The 18,182-nt window shown below is 34.4% G+C and carries 17 protein-coding genes and 1 other annotated feature; of the genes, 15 read left to right on the top strand and 2 right to left on the bottom strand.

Annotation, left to right across the window (positions count from 1 at the left end; all coding sequences use genetic code 11):
- The gene (gene rsmI, locus B5D15_RS01285; protein WP_078695291.1) at positions 1-846 is read left to right on the top strand and encodes a 16S rRNA (cytidine(1402)-2'-O)-methyltransferase; all 846 of its coding nucleotides are present in this window, start codon (positions 1-3) and stop codon (positions 844-846) included.
- A 44-nt stretch (positions 847-890) separates the two neighbouring features.
- Here rsmI and B5D15_RS01280 read toward each other — a convergent pair whose 3' ends face one another.
- A complete protein-coding gene (locus B5D15_RS01280; RefSeq protein ID WP_078695290.1) occupies positions 891-1,133 on the bottom strand; it encodes an AbrB/MazE/SpoVT family DNA-binding domain-containing protein in 243 nt (80 codons plus the stop codon).
- A gap of 346 nt (positions 1,134-1,479) precedes the next feature.
- Between B5D15_RS01280 and B5D15_RS01275 the strand changes: the two genes are divergently transcribed.
- The gene (locus B5D15_RS01275) at positions 1,480-2,430 is read left to right on the top strand and encodes a DNA double-strand break repair nuclease NurA (protein WP_179122140.1); all 951 of its coding nucleotides are present in this window, start codon (positions 1,480-1,482) and stop codon (positions 2,428-2,430) included.
- Positions 2,431-2,441: 11 nt separating this feature from the next.
- On the top strand, positions 2,442-4,283 hold the full coding sequence (locus B5D15_RS01270) for an ATP-binding protein (protein WP_078695288.1): 1,842 nt from the start codon (positions 2,442-2,444) through the stop codon (positions 4,281-4,283).
- Between the two features lie 9 nt (positions 4,284-4,292).
- Here the strand turns inward: B5D15_RS01270 and B5D15_RS01265 are convergent, their stop codons facing one another.
- Entirely contained in the window at positions 4,293-4,763 is a 471-nt protein-coding gene (locus tag B5D15_RS01265; protein ID WP_078695287.1) for a hypothetical protein, read from the bottom strand.
- Positions 4,764-5,242: 479 nt separating this feature from the next.
- Here B5D15_RS01265 and B5D15_RS01260 point away from each other — a divergent pair, with 479 nt between their 5' ends.
- The 12 genes from B5D15_RS01260 to B5D15_RS01205 all read left to right on the top strand — a co-directional run bounded on the left by B5D15_RS01260 (position 5,243) and on the right by B5D15_RS01205 (position 18,144).
- Entirely contained in the window at positions 5,243-5,833 is a 591-nt protein-coding gene (locus B5D15_RS01260) for a nucleoside recognition domain-containing protein (protein ID WP_078695286.1), read from the top strand.
- A gap of 412 nt (positions 5,834-6,245) precedes the next feature.
- A complete protein-coding gene (locus B5D15_RS01255; RefSeq protein ID WP_078695285.1) occupies positions 6,246-6,764 on the top strand; it encodes a spore maturation protein in 519 nt (172 codons plus the stop codon).
- A gap of 44 nt (positions 6,765-6,808) precedes the next feature.
- Entirely contained in the window at positions 6,809-8,278 is a 1,470-nt protein-coding gene (locus B5D15_RS01250) for an RDD family protein (protein ID WP_078695284.1), read from the top strand.
- Positions 8,279-8,415: 137 nt separating this feature from the next.
- Positions 8,416-8,647: a binding site (T-box leader), on the top strand.
- Between the two features lie 393 nt (positions 8,648-9,040).
- Entirely contained in the window at positions 9,041-10,984 is a 1,944-nt protein-coding gene (metG, locus tag B5D15_RS01245) for a methionine--tRNA ligase (RefSeq protein ID WP_078695283.1), read from the top strand.
- Positions 10,985-11,749 carry a TatD family hydrolase gene (locus B5D15_RS01240; protein WP_078695282.1) on the top strand — a complete coding sequence of 255 codons (765 nt, stop codon included), beginning with the start codon at positions 10,985-10,987 and terminating at the stop codon, positions 11,747-11,749.
- Positions 11,750-12,131: 382 nt separating this feature from the next.
- Positions 12,132-13,184 carry a ubiquitin-like domain-containing protein gene (locus B5D15_RS01235; RefSeq protein ID WP_078695281.1) on the top strand — a complete coding sequence of 351 codons (1,053 nt, stop codon included), beginning with the start codon at positions 12,132-12,134 and terminating at the stop codon, positions 13,182-13,184.
- Between the two features lie 65 nt (positions 13,185-13,249).
- A complete protein-coding gene (gene rnmV / locus B5D15_RS01230) occupies positions 13,250-13,786 on the top strand; it encodes a ribonuclease M5 (protein WP_078695280.1) in 537 nt (178 codons plus the stop codon).
- A 1-nt stretch (position 13,787) separates the two neighbouring features.
- Positions 13,788-14,633: a 16S rRNA (adenine(1518)-N(6)/adenine(1519)-N(6))-dimethyltransferase RsmA gene (gene rsmA / locus B5D15_RS01225; RefSeq protein ID WP_078695279.1), complete on the top strand. Its 846-nt coding sequence runs from the start codon at positions 13,788-13,790 to the stop codon at positions 14,631-14,633.
- 69 nt (positions 14,634-14,702) lie between these two features.
- A complete protein-coding gene (locus B5D15_RS15225; RefSeq protein WP_143287163.1) occupies positions 14,703-15,842 on the top strand; it encodes a DUF7922 domain-containing protein in 1,140 nt (379 codons plus the stop codon).
- Between the two features lie 165 nt (positions 15,843-16,007).
- Positions 16,008-16,778, top strand: coding sequence for a prolipoprotein diacylglyceryl transferase (gene lgt / locus B5D15_RS01215; protein WP_078695278.1), 771 nt, complete (start codon positions 16,008-16,010; stop codon positions 16,776-16,778).
- 60 nt (positions 16,779-16,838) lie between these two features.
- Positions 16,839-17,375, top strand: coding sequence for a GNAT family N-acetyltransferase (locus B5D15_RS01210; RefSeq protein ID WP_078695277.1), 537 nt, complete (start codon positions 16,839-16,841; stop codon positions 17,373-17,375).
- 4 nt (positions 17,376-17,379) lie between these two features.
- A complete protein-coding gene (locus B5D15_RS01205) occupies positions 17,380-18,144 on the top strand; it encodes a YhfM domain-containing protein (RefSeq protein ID WP_078695276.1) in 765 nt (254 codons plus the stop codon).
- The last annotated feature ends 38 nt before the right edge of the window (positions 18,145-18,182 follow it).

Below are 18,182 nucleotides of genomic sequence, written 5' to 3'. Positions count from 1 at the left end.
ATGACAGGTACAATATATCTTGTTGCAACTCCAATTGGAAATCTTGAAGATATATCAATAAGAGCTTTAAATACCTTAAAAAGCGTTGATATAATCGCTGCAGAGGATACAAGGCAGACTTTAAAGCTTTTAAATCATTTTGAAATTAAAAAGCCTCTTATAAGCTATCATGAACATAACAAGATAGAGAGCGGTGAAAAACTAATTAAGGAGGCTTTGAGCGGAAAAAACATAGCCCTTGTTACTGATGCGGGAACTCCGGGAATATCAGACCCAGGGGAGGGACTTGTAAAATTAGCCATTGAAAATGAAATAAAAGTATATCTTATACCAGGGCCTGCTGCGCTTATATATGGTCTTGTTGTATCGGGCATTTCAACGGCAAGATTCGTATTTGAAGGATTTCTTCCAACGGATAAGAAGGGAAGGAGAGAAAGGCTTTCAAATCTTTTAGATGAGGAGAGGACAATAATATTCTACGAGGCTCCCCATAAGCTTATAAGAACCCTCGAGGATTTGTATTCAAATTTCGGAGACAGAAGGATTGCCCTTTGCAGGGAGCTTACTAAAAAGTATGAGGAGATAATAAGATGCACTTTAAGCGAGGCAATTGAAATATATAAAGAAAAAAAGCCCCTCGGAGAATATGTAATAGTTCTTGAGGGAAAGAGCAAAAAAGAAATGGAAATGGAAAAAATGCAGGAGTTTGAAAAAATATCAGTGGAAGAACATATAATGATGTATATTAATGAAGGACTTTCAAAGAAGGACGCAGTAAAAAGGGTTGCAAAGGAGAGAAACCTTCCAAAATCAGAGGTTTATAAATACAGCATAGATATAGAATAAAAAAACTGTGCACTAATTATTTAGTGCACAGCCTTTTATGTAGATTAGTCTTCTTTTAATTCAGCAAGACAAGCTTTGCATATATTCTTGCCTTTGAAGTTTATAACGTCTCTTGCATCTCCGCAGAAAATGCATGCTGGCTGATATTTCTTTAATATTATCTGTTCGCCATCAACGTAGATTTCAAGGGCGTCCTTTTCACCAATTTCAAGAGTTCTTCTAAGTTCGATTGGAATAACAACTCTTCCAAGTTCATCTACTCTTCTTACTATACCTGTTGATTTCATTTTTTCCCCTCCTTCAACATGCTTCGACATATTCTATTAAGATAATAACAAAACTACCAATTAAAGTCAATATCAAAAATGAAAATTTCTATAAAAATTAACATTTTTAAATAAATATACAGACTATTTAGAAAATGGCAATGTTAATTGCAATAAGAGAAAAAATTCTTTTACAAAGGCTGTAAAAAATTGCATTACTAAAAATAAGCCTTCAAATTTCTGACAATATGTGTTAAAATTTCTTAATTAATAGTATAAAATCCAAAAAACTTTAATTTTATTAACAAAAATATACTTAATGAAATTATTAATTTTTTGTATTAAAATGTTGTTATGGGGTGAGAAGATGGATTATTCATTGCTAAAGCAGAAACTTTCTTCAATAGATTATAAATTTAAAGAAAGATATGAGAAAATAGATAAAGAAAAAATTAAAAATGTTTTGTTTGATATAACAGGAAATCCAATAAAGCTTAAAAAGCTTCATGAGGACGAAATAGAAAAGCAGACCTTAGGCTGCGGGATAGTGGGGGTTGACGGCTCTATTAACAGCTATGGAGGACTTTATCCCCATTACATCTCAATAATTCAGGCTCTGTCAAAATCAACTAAGGAAAAGGAAGATATAATTCTGCAGGATGTTTATGTTCCTTTATTTGAAGAGGATGATGGGCAGATAGGGGATGAGGCAAGAAGAAGGGCTATGATGTCGAGGCTCGAGATTGAAGCAGCAACAATTGCTATTGATAAGTTTCAATCTAAGGTTATACTTATGGATGGCTCTTTAATGCACTACAGCATTGACTGCAGCAGCGAATGGGAAAAATTTAAGAGAAAGGCTGTAATAAAAAATAAAATAATAATAGGAGTTACTGAAGAAGTTAAAACAAAGGATATTATAAATATAATAGGAAGCAAAATTAATATAGGCTGCGAAACCTTTTATGACAGGGATTTGCTCTTTGGGCTTTTAAATATGGGAGAGATGCTTTTGCTTGAGGGGAATATAAAAACTAAAAAAACAGAGAGCGGAATAAAATCCTGTTATATAAGGTTATCTGAAGATCCTCAGGTTGCAGGGCTTGACTTTATTGAGGAGCAGTATGAGGAGGCACTTTCCTACTGCGATTTAATATACACCTTAACTCCTCTAAAGGGAAGGGGCATTCCCTTTTGGCTGGATGTTGTGGATAAGGAAGTAAAAATAACCGATGATATGGTAAAATCTTTAGTTGAGAGTGCAATAAGCAGGGATATAAGAGAAAGAATTCTAAATCCTAAGAGGAGCAAAAGATAAGGAGGGATTTTATGAAGGTTGCAGGTATTACAAACCAGCAGGAAGTTTATGTTGTATCAGATAGTAAACCTTTTAAAATAAATCAGATACTTATAATTGAGGATGAAAATTTGGGAAGTCTTTTGGGGGAGGTTGTTGAAACTTCTTCCTATAACAAATATATTCCCTTTAATATAAACGGTGAAATGGGAGACAACAATGTTTTAGAATCCCTCAGGGCCCTTGGGTATAATATAGATGAAAACACTATATATATTGCGAGGCTGAATTTGATAGTTGAGGCTCAATACCCTGTAACTGTCGGCTCTAAGGTCAGATATCCTTCCTTTGATGAGGTAAAGGACCTTTTGGTAAAATCCTCTCCTGAAAGAGGTCTTGTACTTGGGGTTGTAAAAAGTACTGAGGAGCTTGATGATACTATTGATAATAAATACAGGGATTTGCTATGCCTTCTTCAAAATGGGAAAGTAAAAAATCAAAGCGGCATTCCTTTTATATTCGATATAAAATCTATGCAGCAGTATCCCCACATTGGAATATTCGGGGGCTCAGGCTCTGGAAAATCCTTTGGAATGAGGGTAATACTTGAGGAGATTATGAAACTTTCTATTCCTACAATAGTTCTCGATCCCCACTATGAAATGGATTTTTCAACTCCCTTTGACAAATTAGAATCTAAGTATAGAACGGATTTTAAGGATAAATTTAAATGTCTTCAGATAGGCCGCCATGTTGGCATTAAATTTTCAAACCTAAGCGTAAGGGACCTTTCGGCAATACTATCAGCAGCATCCCCTGGAAGCTTTACTGAGCCTATGATGTCGGTGGTAGAGCAGCTCCACAAGAAGGGTGATACTTACTACAGCTTTGAAGAGAGGCTTATGATACTAAAAGAGGCACAGGAAATAGGAAACGAGAGAAGAATAGTAGAACTTTTAAATAATGCTGTGGACAGCGTTGAGCAGGATAGATATAAAAGGATGGTTGATATTTATAAAAAATACGGTACCCTTCCAGCACAGTCGGTAAACGGAATACTTTGGAGGCTTCAAAGGCTTAACAAGGAAGGCCTTTTTACCAATGATATAAGGGAGATAGAAAACTGTCTTATGCAGGGCAAAACTGCTGTGGTGCAGGGGCCGCTTAAAATAATGAATGTATTCTCATCCTATGTTATAACCTCCCTTTATCATAAAAGAAGGGATTACAGGGATGGGCTTCAGCTCGGGGAGTCTCTCGATTATTTTCCTCCTTTTATAATAGCCTTTGATGAGTGCCACAACTTTGTCCCAAAGGGCTATGATACATCGGCAAAATCAGTGATTAAGGAAATCGCTCAGGAGGGGAGAAAGTACGGTGTGTTTTTAATACTTGCAACCCAAAGGCCTGCGCTTTTAGATGAAACCGTTACGGCACAGCTGAATACAAAGCTCGTATTCAGGACCGTCAGGGCTTCGGATATAGATACTATAAAGGAGGAGACGGACATTACATCTGAGGAGGCAAAGCGTCTTCCTTACTTACAATCCGGAGATACTTTTATTTCCTCGGCAATATTCGGAAGAACTGTTGCGGTTAGAATAAGGATGGCAAAAACCACAAGCGTTCATACTGAAAACCCCTTTGATGAGCTTTTAAACATGAATAGCAAAAAGTATGAGGAACTTTTTAAAGATATTAAAGATCATCTGCCTATCTATCCTAATGACCTTTTAAGCGTTCTTAAAAATCTAAATTCGGCAGGAATTAGGGATATTGAAGATTTAAAAAGCAGCCTTGAGGCTTTAGTTGATATGGGCTATATAAGAAAAAGCAGCACTATTTTTGGACAGTGCTATGAAAGTGCGGTATAAAGAATTTCTTTATACCGCTTTTTTGATTTTGCTCTCATTTTTAATTGATATGTTTATAGTAAAATCAGTTTCACTTTTTATGATTTGAAAATTTGAAAGGGTATTTTCTGTATCTGATACAAAATCATAATAATCGATTTCAATATCTTCGTATTTATCTGTCCTTATAAGGGATACCTTTCCATATTCCTGAAACCATTTTAATAAATCCTTAATAGATGATGACTCTGCTATTGAATATATATCCAGCCTTTGACGGGATAGATTGTATAAAGGGAATTTCTTTTTTAAGGAGCCGTATCTGTTTTTAAACAGGTTTAAGTCTTCGAAGTATTCAATTCTTTTATTGTTGTTTTTATGATAAAGCTCATAAACTCCGCAATAATTTCTTCTTAAAATTCTTACATCTCCTTCCTTAATCTCGACATATATTTGCTTGCCCTTTTTTAAGTTAGAGACTTCGTCGGGTTTATAAATCATCATAACACCTCCAAAAAAGATGCCCTCTTTATTACATTACCCTTTTGTTTTTATTGTAACACATAAAATGTTTAGAAACATTAATCAATTGTAAATTGCATATTAATTAAAAAATTTCTACCTATAATATTATATCGTCCTATTACATAAAAATAATTAGAAAGGTGCCACCCAGTTGACAAGTGACAAACTAATTGATTACAGATTTCGTTAAAAATTAGGAGGTTAGGAGGGACAGTTACTTATTATAAATATTTTACAGACAAATTATATATCCGAGTATCCGAGGGACAGTTACTTATTTTATATAAATCATACGTAAATTAGGGGAGATATTTTTTACTCTTTTATTCATCTATGGTTATAGGAACCAAAAAAGGAGAAGAAACATTTTCACACTAATTGTCTACTAAAAATGTATATATATTATCTAAAATAAGTAACTGTCCCTCAAATCAATATAAATTAGGAGGCAAGTGATGATAAACATTATATGGTTTGTGATATTATCGGCAGGGATCTTAACCTTTATGATAAAGGGAGATACGAAAGGTTTATTGCAGGCGATGACCGATTCTGCACAAAACTCTATTGAGCTTTTAATGGCCCTTCTTGGAATTATGGCTGTATGGTCGGGAATTATGAAACTTTGTGAAAAATCTGGAATTGTAGATGCTTTGGCAAAGATTCTCTCACCAGTTATGAGGATTTTATTTCCTAATCTTGAGAAGAAAAACAAAAAAGCCCTCGGAAGCATAGTAATGAATATTGCTACTAATATGATGGGGCTTTCGAATGCTGCAACTCCCTTTGGAATAAAGGCAATGAAGGAGCTTCAAAGCATAAACCCTGTAAAGGAGAGGGCTTCTGATTATATGATAACCTTCATAATAATAAACGGTGCGTGTGTTCAGCTTCTGCCTGCAACCGTAATTTCAATAAGGGCAGGCCTTAATGCAAAGGATCCATCGGATATAATACTCCCGACGATAATCACTACGCTAATAGCCCTTATAGCTGGTCTTGTTTCTAATGCTATATTTAGAAGCAGAAAAGTGCCACATAGTTGACAAGTGACAAACTTTTTCATTCCGTCGTTGTGGCTATTTTTTAGTCATGCACTGTTACTTATTATATTTTATATATGAAAAGATTATAAACTTTTCTCCGACTTTCTTGAAGGACAGCTGCTTATTTCGCATAAATAATGCGCAAATAAGGTATCAAGTGAAGATAAGAGGTTGTGGGGGACAGTTAATTATTATTGATAATTCACAAACAAATTAGGGGGAATGATACCTCTAAAAATAATTAATTAAAATAAATAAGTAACTGTCCCCTGAAAAACCTTAAAAAGTCCCACAAAAATGCTCAGATATTATCTAAAATAAGTAACCGTCCCTTCAGAACCTCCAAAAAAGGCTCACAAATAAATGGTATATATAAAACCCTAAAACTTGTCCTGCAAAAAAGGAGGATAGTATGAACATAGGAGTTTATTTTCTGCCGCTATTAATTCTTTTTATTTTAATCTATTCTTTTATAAAAAAAGTAAAGGTATATGAAACTTTTATAGAAGGAGTGAAGGAGGGATTTTCTTCTGTATACAGTATAGCTCCCTATCTTTTGACTATGCTCTTTGCAATCGATATATTCAGAAAATCCGGTGCAATGGATTATTTTATATATGCTTTAAAGCCGCTTTCAAAAATATTAAAAATACCTGAGGGAGTAATTCCTATGATACTTATAAAGCCTCTTTCAGGAAGCGGAGCTCTTGGAGTAATGACCGACACGATGAAGCAGTATGGAGTTGATTCTATAGAAGGGAAAATAGCAGCGGTTATGATGGGCTCTACGGAGACGATATTTTATACCATATCCATATATTTTGGCTCTGTAAATGTAAAGGATGTAAGACACAGCCTTAAAGCATCTCTTATAGCACATATTATTGGAAGCCTCGCAGCGGTTTATATATGCTACTATTTTTTTAGATAATAAAAGGCAAACTGGGAAAACTATAAAAGATAAGGGGTGATAGAGTGAAATATCTTTTTATAGTTTCAAGGGTTGCCTCTTTTTTAATAGATTATATAATTTTTTATATGCTATACTACTTTCTTGCTCCCTTTAGAATTTCAGGCTACATATCATTATTGCTTATATTTTTCCTCTATAGGACGTTAAGTGCTACTTTTTTTGGCGGCACTATTGGAATGATATCTTTAAAACTTAAACTTTCAAAGCATGACTTTAAAACCTGCCTGAAAAGAGAAATACTAAGATTTGCTTCAGATTTTTTTTATATAGGCTACATATATGCCCTCTTTGACGTAAAAGTAAGAACCCTTCACGATGCAGCTTCAGACACAATGGTAGTATATAAAAATTCTAAGGAAGATGCTTTAGAGACTAAAAAGTATATAAAATCAGCAGCATATATACTACTCATAATATCCTGCATAAGGTGGCTGAGCTTTTTTATACTAAACGATATAGGGCTTGTAGGGCTTAAAAGGATTTATTCCTCCGATGTATATTACCAGAGCTTTGAGGGAGATAAGCTTTTGAGTTTATCACAGGATGAGCTTTACATGAAGACGTTAGGAAGAAAATATACAACCCTAATCGAAAAAGGCGGTAAAAATTATTTAATAAGAATATCAAACAAGCTGAAATATACAGAGGTATACAAACTAAGCATAGAAAAAAACTATCTTTATGGAGAGTATCTTTATACAGTAAATCTTCCTCTTCAGTTCATATGCAGCGGAAAGTTTATAAAATCAAAGGATTTATGCGGCATAAGCCCAACAGGGAAAATAGTACTTGTTGATGAAAACGGGAAAATATACGGAAACAGCGATGTTAAAATATCAAATGTAATATCCTTAAAATGCGGTGATGTAGATAAAGACGGGTTTGATGAAGCACTTATTCTTGGTAAGGATGGAAACATAGAAATATTTAAAATGAAAGGAATTTCTTTAGAGAGATTATATTTTGGTAAATTTGGAGAAGATATAACTCCCATTACCTTTTATATTGACGGAAGCGTAAAGGTTATGGGGAAGGGGGATGGTAAAAGTATACTATACACTTATGAATTTGTCAACAATAAATTTAAATTTTTAAATAAAAAATATATAAATATTGAAAATGCTACTAATATAAAAAAGTTTGATGATTTAATAATAGTATCCCACATAATTAGAAGCAACATGACCTTTAACCGTGGTACTGTACAAAACCTTGAAATCTATGGTTTAGACGGTAAAATAAAAAGGCTATACAACCTTGGAAAGCGCCCGGGAAGAAGATATAACTATAAAGTAAGGTGTCTTGAGGATGTCTGCGATATTGATAACGATGGAGAGGAGGAGATAATATTAAAATCAGTAGATAAAAAGGATGTAATGGGGCAAAAATATAAAATCGAGGTATATAGGCTGGTAAAGCCTCTTTTGTATATAAATAGAATATTAACTATTATAGAGGACATACTATATTAATAATCTATCGGCCTTTAAATAAATCTATTTTTTAAAAGGGTACAGCATTGGTATATTTATATTGTTTATTAGAATGCTTCTTGACAAATTATTATATAAATCATAAAATTGTCGTATAATATAAACAAATAGAAATTATAAGTGCTGTGAAGGAAAGAGTAGCATACAGCAACAATTAAAGAGAGCCGGGGAAGGTGAAAGCCGGTATTGAAGCTTTATGTGAAGATGGCTCTGGAGCAGTGCAGCTGAAACATAGTAAGCTGCAACGGGTACGACCGTTACATCGCAGGGTGATGATTGTCACCTACTAAGGCTCATTCCGCAAGGTATGGGTGAATTAGGGTGGTACAGCGATGCCTCGCCCCTACGACAATGTAGGGACGAGGCTTTTTTGTATATTGAATCCTAATGAATAGACCTCTGCCTTAAAAGCTTCATAGCTGTGAGCATAAAAATCAACTTTCTGAGATATAGAAGTTATAAGCAAATAATATAAAGCCTATTAAACTCAATTTTTTGTTGCATTTTAGGAGGCATTTATCTTCCGCTAAAGGATAATATACTTTTTTCCATATTCCGCTGAATTTATAAAATACAATTAATCTTATGTTTTTATGCGTATCTTACCATTATGATGGTATGGATTACGAATATAAATGACAAAAATTGGAATCTAAATTCAAAAAAAGATTTAGCAAAATATTAGTCTTATAGTTAATTAGGTTAAATTAATATAAAAATATAAACGAAGGGAGAACTTTTATGGAAAAGAAAACCTATTACATCACAACCCCAATATATTATCCAAGCGATAAACTTCACATTGGAAATACCTATACAACCGTTGCTGCTGATGCTATGGCAAGGTTTAAAAGATTAACAGGCTACGACGTAATGTTTTTAACAGGAACCGATGAGCATGGACAAAAAATTCAAAGAATAGCAGAGGGCAAGGGTACAACTCCAAAGGAATATGTTGATAAAATAGTTGCTGGAATTAAGGAACTTTGGAAGATTATGAACATATCCTATGACAGATTTATAAGAACAACCGATGATTACCATGAAAAAGCAGTACAAAAAATATTTAAAAAGCTCTACGACCAGGGAGATATATACAAGGGATACTATGAAGGCTGGTACTGCACACCCTGCGAATCCTTCTTCACAGAAACCCAGCTTGTTGACGGCAAATGCCCAGACTGTGGAAGAAGCGTTGAATGGACAAAGGAGGAGGCGTACTTTTTCAAGCTTTCAAAATATCAGGATAGACTTTTAAAGTATATAGAGGAACATCCAGATTTTATACAGCCTGAATCGAGAAAAAATGAAATGATAAACAACTTCCTAAAACCAGGACTTGATGACCTTTGCGTTTCAAGAACATCCTTTACCTGGGGAATTCCTGTTGAATTCGATCCAAAGCATGTTGTATATGTGTGGGTAGATGCCCTTTCAAACTACATAACTGCAATGGGCTATGGAAGCGGAAGCGATTCTGACTATAAAAAATACTGGCCTGCTGATGTTCACCTTGTTGGAAAGGACATAGTAAGATTTCACACTATAATATGGCCAATTATGCTTATGGCCCTTGGCGAGCCCCTTCCAAAGCAGGTTTTCGGCCACGGATGGCTCTTAGTTGACGGAGGAAAGATGTCAAAGTCAAAGGGAAATGTGGTTGATCCTGTAGTTCTATCTGAGCACTTTGGAGTTGATGCTGTAAGATACTATCTTTTAAGGGAAATACCCTTTGGAGCAGACGGACTTTTCAACAACGAGATGTTCATAAAGAGGATTAACTCAGACCTTGCAAACGACCTTGGAAACTTAGTTTCAAGAACTTTAACCATGGTTGAAAAGTATTTTGAAGGAAAACTTTCAAAGGGAAGTTTTGAGGGTGAATATGATGAGAGCTTAAAGAAAACTGCCCTTGAAGTTGCAGTTAAAGTTGAAGATTTAATGAATAATCTTAGAATAAGCGATGCAATGGATGAGATATGGAGACTTATAGGAAGAGCAAATAAATATATAGATGAGACTATGCCTTGGGCGCTTTCAAAGGATGAAACAAAGAGGGATAGACTTGCAGGAGTCTTATACAACCTTGTTGAGAGCATAAGAATAGTATCGATTCTTATATCATCCTTCCTTCCAGATACAAGTGCAAAGATAAACAGTCAGTTTAATTTCAGCAGCGGCATATTAACATGGGATACAGTTTCAGAATTTGGCAAAACCCCTGATGAAACTGAAGTTAAAAGAGGAGAGATTCTTTTCCCGAGGATAGATGTTGAGAAAAAGCTTTTAGAGCTTGAGAGCTTAAAGGAAGCACAAAAGGAAAGCGAAAAGAAGATAGAAATGGAAAAAATAAAGGACGAAATAACTATAGATGACTTTGATAAAATAGACCTTAGAGTTGTGAAAGTAGTTGAATGTGAAAAAATTAAGGGCTCAAACAAGCTCTTAAAGCTAAAGGTTGAAATGAATGGAGAAATCCGTCAGGTTGTATCTGGTATTTCAAAGTTTTACGAGCCAGATCAGCTTATTGGCAAAAAAGTAATACTTGTTGCAAATTTAAAGCCTGTGAAGCTTAAGGGAGTTGACTCCTATGGAATGATACTTGCAGCTTCAACTCCTGACGATTCAAAGCTTTTTGTTGCAACAGTAGATAACGACATAGAGACAGGAAGTCAGGTGAGATAATTGATATTCGATTCCCATGCCCACTATGATGATGAAGCCTTTGATAAGGACAGGGAAGAGGTTATTGATAAAATTAAAAAAAGCGGCGTTAGTGCGGTTTTAAACTGCTCTTCCAACATGGCATCGATTGAAAAGGTATTTGAAATAGTATCAAAGCACGATTTTATATACGGTGCCCTTGGCATACACCCAGAGTTTCCAAAGGATTTGAAGGGCAACATAAATAAAATCGGGGATTTAGCACAAAACAGAAAAATACTATCAATAGGAGAGATAGGCCTTGATTACCACTATGAAGGATACGACAGGGAAGCTCAGATAAAATGCTTTAAAGAGCAGATGGACCTTGCAAGATGCCTAAACCTTCCTGTTGTAGTACACAGCCGCGATGCCATGGAGGATACCTTAAAAGTTCTTTCTGAGTTTAAAGAAGTTAAAGGGGCTTTGCACTGCTTTTCAGGAAGCTATGAGAGCGCCATGGAGGCCGTAAAGCTTGGATATTACATAGGCTTTACAGGGGTTATAACCTTTAAAAATGCAAAGAGAGCCCTCGAGGTTTTAGAGAAAATACCAGAGGATAGAATTTTAATTGAAACTGACTGCCCCTATATGGCGCCCGTGCCCTATAGAGGAGAGAGAAACGATTCCTCCTATCTTCCCTATGTAATAGAGAAGGTTTCAAATATTAGAAATATAAGCTATGAAAAAGCCTGCAGCATAACCTATGAAAATGCAGCAAGGCTGTTTAATCTAAAGGTGCAGTAATGCACCTTTTATTTTGCTTTTAAAGAAGATATAATGTTAAAAATTAACAAAAAATATCCATGAAATGGAATATATTTTGTCGAAAATATAGCAATCTGAATTTTAATTAAGCTACATGAAGCTATAGTAAGAATAAGAGGCATAATTTGCTAAAACAAAAGAATTTATTTGAATATAAACATATATTGTTATATATAAGGCTAATAAAAAAGTGATATATGTTATATAATAGTTATGATTTTACTCTCCGAAGCTGGCGATGAATAAAGGAATCATATTTGGTTATAATTTATTATATAAGCGTATATATGCCAATTGAGGCATTTGTTATATTAAGTACCAGCAGGATTGGAATACTCCAATCTGGAAAGGAGGTAAAATATTGGAAAACGATAGAAGACTTGCATTGCTAAAGCTAAGAAAGCTATTAACAGAACCTGCGCTAATAGCCTCTGTCCTTTTAACTTTAGTGATTTTTTTTGTTTCCATGGAAAGAATGAAAAAAGATGTTTATGTTGAAGTAGATGGCAAAACAATAAAAATAACTACTAATGCTTCAAAGGTTAAAGATGTTTTAAATTCAGCTAATATTAAAGTTGGTCAGTGGGACAGGATATTACCAGGCCTTGACAGCTCAGTTAAAAAAGACATGAAAATTTCTATAAAACGTGCAGTACCTGTAACTGTCAGGTATGATGGAAAGGTTGAGAAAATTTATACTGCCTATGACACAGTTAGTGAGGTTTTAAAGTCTAAAGGAATAGCTTTAAATCAAAGCGACAAGGTAGTTCCAACCCTATCATCAAACATCATTGAGGATTTAGACATTAAAGTAACGAGAGTTAAAGAGGAAACTATTGTTACAACTGTTGAAATTCCCTTTAAGACAGTTAAAAGAAGCGATGACAATCTTGCAAAGGGAACCGTTAAAGTGCTTAAGGAGGGTGCTGCAGGAGAAAAGGACATAATAACGAAGGTAGTTTATGAAGACGGCGTTGAGGTTTTAAGGGTTAAGACTGATGAAAAGATTAAGAAAACGCCTATTGATAAACTAATTGCAGTTGGAACCCTATCTTGGTTTATCCCTTCCCGTGGAGGCGATAAGGTATACTATACAAGAAAGCTTGTAATGAAGGCAACATCCTATACTGCTGATTATGCTTCAACGGGCAAAAATCCTGGAGATCCTGGTTTTGGAATTACAAGATCAGGAACAAGGGTAAGAAGGGATCCTGATGGATACAGCACCGTTGCGGTAGACCCAAGAGTTATTCCCCTTGGTACAAAGCTTTACGTTGAAGGCTATGGATTTGCTATTGCCGAAGATACAGGGGGCGCAGTAAAGGGCAAAATTATCGACCTTTATTTTCATCCAGGGACTAAAGAATATAGGAACTGGAATACAAAATATGTAGATGTATATATTATAAGATAAGGCGGTTTGCGCCTTATCTTTTTTTGGTATAATATAAATTACAAAGAAATTAAGCGGAGGTAAAAATGATTAAAGAGATAATAGTAGTTGAGGGCAGGGATGATATTACTGCTGTAAAAAGAGCAGTAGACGCAGAGCTTATCGCAACATCCGGCTTTGGAATTACAGATAAAACTATTGAAAAAATAAAGACAGCATCGCAAAAAAGAGGAGTTATAATATTTACCGACCCCGATTATGCAGGAGAGAGGATAAGAAAAACAATAAGCGAGAAGGTACCAGGCTGTAAACATGCCTTCCTTCCCAAAAACAAAGCAACAAAAAACGGGGATATAGGAATTGAAAACGCCTCCCCTGAGGATATAAGGGATGCTCTATCAAAGGTTAAAACTGAAGTTTCAGGAAGAGAAGAGTTTACTATGGAGGATTTATATAAATACGGCCTTAATGGAGATGAAAAAGCTTCAGATTTAAGGGATAAGGTAGGTGCAGAGCTGGGAATAGGATATGGAAACGCCAAGCAGTTTCTAAGCAGATTAAATAGATATGGAATAACAAGGCAGGAATATGAAACGGCTATAAAAAAAGTAAAGGGGAATTGATATGAGTCTAACATCTAAAACTTTGGATATAATAAACCACTTCGGATTTAAATTCAATAAAAACCTTGGACAAAATTTTCTTATAGATGAAAACATTTTAAACAAGATTATAGAAGGGGCGCAGATACAAGAGGAGGACTGCGTAATTGAAGTAGGGCCTGGAATTGGAACCCTCACTCAGGCAATGGCAAAACACTGCAAAAGGGTTGTATCTGTTGAAATAGACGATTCCCTTATTGAAATTTTAAAGGAAACCTTGGGAAATTATGAAAATATAAAAATAATACACGGTGATGCCTTAAAAGTTGATTTTAAAAGATTGATTGAAGAGGAAAATCTTGAAAATGTAAAGGTTGCGGCAAACCTTCCCTATTATCTTACAACACCTTTTATAACAAACATTTTAAGCCAGAAAACTAACATAAAAAGCCTGACGCTTATGATACAAAAGGAAGTTGCCGATAGAATAATTGCAAAGACAGGAAGCAGCGAGTACGGCTCCTTATCCCTTCTTTGCAGCTACTACTGCGATGTAAAAAAAATAGCAAAGGTTTCTAAAAACTGCTTTATTCCAAAGCCTAAGGTTGAATCTATGATTATAAGGATGGATATTAAAGATAAACCTTCAATAAAAGTTCTTGACGAAGCACTATTATTCAGGGTTATAAGGAGCGCTTTTAACATGAGAAGAAAAACTCTTTGGAATGCTTTAAAACCCTTAGGACTTGGGGATGAAAAATTAAAATGCGCCCTTAAAAATTCCGGAATTGACTCCTTAAGAAGGGGAGAAACCTTAAGCCTCGAGGAGTTTGGAAAACTTTCTGATGAGATTAAAAAGCTAATTTGAAAAATTTAGTTCACATTCCTTCCTGTTCTTCATATATTATAATGATAAGGAGAATTAGGAGGGAAAATAGTGACAAGTAAAAAATACAATCGCTATTTTATAATATTTCAGGAAGAAGATAAGGGGTTTGGTATTGCACTTGACAAGCAGCCCACAGGATATACAAAAATAGAAACAAGAAACGGGAAATGTAAAATCACAGTTTATGTTCAAAATCTTATAAAGGCAAAGGGTCCATATATATGCTGCATGATAGATGTCAGCAAAAACCCTGCAGTTGTGGCAAGGCTTGGGGAGATAAGCGTTGATGAAACCGGAAGAGGAGAGACCTTTTGGGAATACAAAGAAGAGGATATTGCAGGGACAGGTATGACCATAGATAAATTTTTAGTTTCAGCGGTAATAGTAGAAGGGCACAATATATTATCACCCCTTACAGGATATGCGAGCAAGGAAAAAATAGAATGGAGAGATAAGCTGCCAAGGGAAGATAAAAAGGATGTTGAAGAAAAAATAGAAAAAGCAGAAGAAATTAAAGAGGTAGAAATAGATGATGATGCAAGAAAGTTTATAGAATATGAAGAAAAAATAAAAATTGATGCTCAAAGGGAAGAAACCAAGGAAGAGGATAAAGAAGAAGATAAAAGGGATGAAGAAGAGAAAAAAGATGACCAAAAGGACAATATAATAAATGAAGAAAATGAGGATAGAGAAGAAATAAAAGAGGAAAAAGATTATGATGATGAAGTATATGAATTTACGAGAGGGGATAAAGGGAAAAAGAGAAGAACCCATGCACAATCTTTTCATAAAATTTTAAAGGAATATGAAGAAGCCGGTGATATGTGCGAAGATTTAAAGGGCTGCAGATGGTGGAAGATACCCTTTAAAGAGGATTACGAAACGGTGCAGGATTCTAATTATCCATATTACTGCACAATATATCATCCTTTAATGGCATATCCTTATATCAACTATATAAAATATATTAAAAAGGCTGGACACTATTATTTCGGAATAAAATACGATAACACTGGAGAAGTTAAGGCAATTGTCTATGGAATTGAAGGAAAACCAACTTCTGATGAACAGCCCTACATGGGAATGACAGGCTTTGCAAAATGGTTCGCTATAAAAGGAAAGGATGCTGGAATTTGGACGATGTTTTACAATCCCTATACAGGATGTATAATGATTCCAAAACCTTAAGGCGGAAAAACCGCCTTTTAATAATGCTTTTAATTTTACTTATTTTATGTATAGTGCTATAATAAAATTAAAAAAAAATTATTTAACCCTTATTAAACTATGGACAAATAAAAAAAAATAGTATAAATTATAAGGGAATAGGGTTTATAAATCGGGGGTTTTATTATGCATCCTATACTTTTTAAAATAGGCAATTTCCCTATATATTCCTACGGAGTTTTAATGGCAACAGCAATCGCCTGTGCCCTTTTACTCGGACTTTTTAGAGGCAAAAAAAGAGGATTTAATACTGATTATTTAATAGATATAGCTCTATACGGCATAATAGGGGGACTAATAGGTGCTAAGCTTTTATTTTTTATAGCTGAAATGCCTACTATTTTTAAAGATCCATCCTCTATAAAATATATGATTACAGAGGGCTTTGTTGTATATGGAGCTATAATAGGAGGAGCTGTTGCAGCATATATATACTGCAGGGTAAAGAATATAAGCTTTATAAAGCACTTTGACCTTTTAGCCCCTTCAATTGCATTAGGACAAGGCATAGGAAGAATTGGATGTTTTTGCGCAGGCTGCTGCTACGGCAGTGAAACTCATAACTTCCCCTTTGCAGTTATATTTAAAATATCCGACTATGCGCCAAATAACATACCCCTTTATCCAACACAGCTGATGTCGAGTTTTGGAAATTTCCTTATAGCTGCTGCTCTTTTGTTTTTTGCATCTAAAAAAAGAGATGACGGAAAAGTTGCAGGGCTTTATATGATACTATACAGCATTGGAAGATTTGTAATAGAGTTTTTACGAAATGACCCAAGAGGAAATGTTGGTATTCTGTCAACCTCCCAATTCATATGTATTTTTGCACTTGTTGGAGGTATAATAATATATAATTTTGATAGAATAATTAAGTCTCCTGCCTCTCATGACTAAAGTACAGCTAGTCTGTACTTTTTTTGTTTTTTTATATACACTAAATATGGAGGGGTATATATGATATATGATTTAAAAAACGGAAAAACTTTAACAGTAAGAAGGGCAAGGGAAGAGGACGCATGGGAAATTGTCTGCCTATCAGACAGGATAGGAGGAGAGACGGACAATTTAACCTTTGGAATAAATGATTACTATTACGGAGAAGAAGAGGAAAGAATACTAATAAGAAACATAAGGCACAGAAACAACTGTCTTTTAATAGTTGGAATAGTTGAAGGAAGGATAGTTGGAATTTTAAGCTTTATAGCCTCCCATAGAAAGAGAATAATGCACAGGGGAGATATGGGGATATATATACTAAAGGACTATTGGAACCTTGGAATAGGCTCCTGTATGATTGAATATTTTTTAAAATGGGTCAAAGAACATGGCGCGATTAAAAAAATAGCCCTCGAAGTTAGGACTGATAACGAAAGGGCGATTAATCTTTATAAAAAGTATGGCTTTGAAATAGAGGGGCATCTTAAAAAATCGCTTTTTATAGATGGCAAATATTATGATACCTATTACATGGGAAAAATAATAGAAGGGTGAGCTTATGAAAAAAATAATCCTTTTGCTTATTATACCTTTTTTATTTACATCCTGTATTGGAGGTAAAAAAAATCAAAATCTTATGTCCTTAGGGCTGAATAAAGACATAGAAAGAATAACTGTAACAAACAACAAATATGCAGGCAAGTACACAATTATAGATAAAAAAACCATAGAAAGATTCAGCAATACAATACTTGAAGCTAAAGATGCAAAATCTGACAGCGGACTTGAAAGCGACTTTACCTTTGAATTTTACAGCGAGTCTAAGTCCATTGCAAGCTTTAAGTACATCGCAGGAATTGATGATGAAAGTACAGCAAATCTTTACGATGATAAAGGAAGGCTCTATCATGTAGATAATTCTATTGAAGATGAATTTATAAACCGTCTTATGAAAAAAGGAAACTTTAAGCATGTATCTGAGTATTATGAATCTCTGCTATCTTTAATATTCGAAAAAACAAACATACAAAAGGGGCAAATAGCTGTTGTTGATATTAGAAAAGACTTCCTTGTCACAAAATATATAACCTCAATAGAACAAAAAAAGATGATAGAAAGTATTGATAATAAGGGCATAACAGTAAAATTTCCTAAGGAAGCTGAAAAATATGATTACTATATATTGATAGATACAAGAAAGTACAACGACAATACATGCAAAACCTATGTTACAGTAACTGACAGCCTTGGCTCAAAGGTAATTTATGTTTTAGAAGGAAATTATATTGATTCGAAATGGAGTTATTATATAAAATTCAAATAATCATTTTAAAGATAAAAGCTTCATATATTTTATATGGA

Source organism: Caloramator quimbayensis (genome assembly GCF_900167605.1).
In the GTDB taxonomy this organism is placed as follows: Bacteria; Bacillota; Clostridia; order Clostridiales; family Caloramatoraceae; genus Caloramator_B; species Caloramator_B quimbayensis.
The sequence above is the reverse complement of the archived record's forward strand: the minus strand, read 5'-3'. Positions and strand labels throughout refer to the sequence as shown.

What these genes read in the sequence shown, in the direction of transcription:
- rsmI (WP_078695291.1), top strand. Translation starts at nt 1, where the DNA reads ATGACAGGTACAATATATCTTGTTGCAACTCCAATTGGAAATCTTGAA.
- B5D15_RS01280 (WP_078695290.1), bottom strand. Translation starts at nt 1,133, where the DNA reads ATGAAATCAACAGGTATAGTAAGAAGAGTAGATGAACTTGGAAGAGTT.
- B5D15_RS01275 (WP_179122140.1), top strand. Translation starts at nt 1,480, where the DNA reads ATGGATTATTCATTGCTAAAGCAGAAACTTTCTTCAATAGATTATAAA.
- B5D15_RS01270 (WP_078695288.1), top strand. Translation starts at nt 2,442, where the DNA reads ATGAAGGTTGCAGGTATTACAAACCAGCAGGAAGTTTATGTTGTATCA.
- B5D15_RS01265 (WP_078695287.1), bottom strand. Translation starts at nt 4,763, where the DNA reads ATGATTTATAAACCCGACGAAGTCTCTAACTTAAAAAAGGGCAAGCAA.
- B5D15_RS01260 (WP_078695286.1), top strand. Translation starts at nt 5,243, where the DNA reads ATGATAAACATTATATGGTTTGTGATATTATCGGCAGGGATCTTAACC.
- B5D15_RS01255 (WP_078695285.1), top strand. Translation starts at nt 6,246, where the DNA reads ATGAACATAGGAGTTTATTTTCTGCCGCTATTAATTCTTTTTATTTTA.
- metG (WP_078695283.1), top strand. Translation starts at nt 9,041, where the DNA reads ATGGAAAAGAAAACCTATTACATCACAACCCCAATATATTATCCAAGC.
- rnmV (WP_078695280.1), top strand. Translation starts at nt 13,250, where the DNA reads ATGATTAAAGAGATAATAGTAGTTGAGGGCAGGGATGATATTACTGCT.
- rsmA (WP_078695279.1), top strand. Translation starts at nt 13,788, where the DNA reads ATGAGTCTAACATCTAAAACTTTGGATATAATAAACCACTTCGGATTT.
- lgt (WP_078695278.1), top strand. Translation starts at nt 16,008, where the DNA reads ATGCATCCTATACTTTTTAAAATAGGCAATTTCCCTATATATTCCTAC.
- B5D15_RS01210 (WP_078695277.1), top strand. Translation starts at nt 16,839, where the DNA reads ATGATATATGATTTAAAAAACGGAAAAACTTTAACAGTAAGAAGGGCA.
- B5D15_RS01205 (WP_078695276.1), top strand. Translation starts at nt 17,380, where the DNA reads ATGAAAAAAATAATCCTTTTGCTTATTATACCTTTTTTATTTACATCC.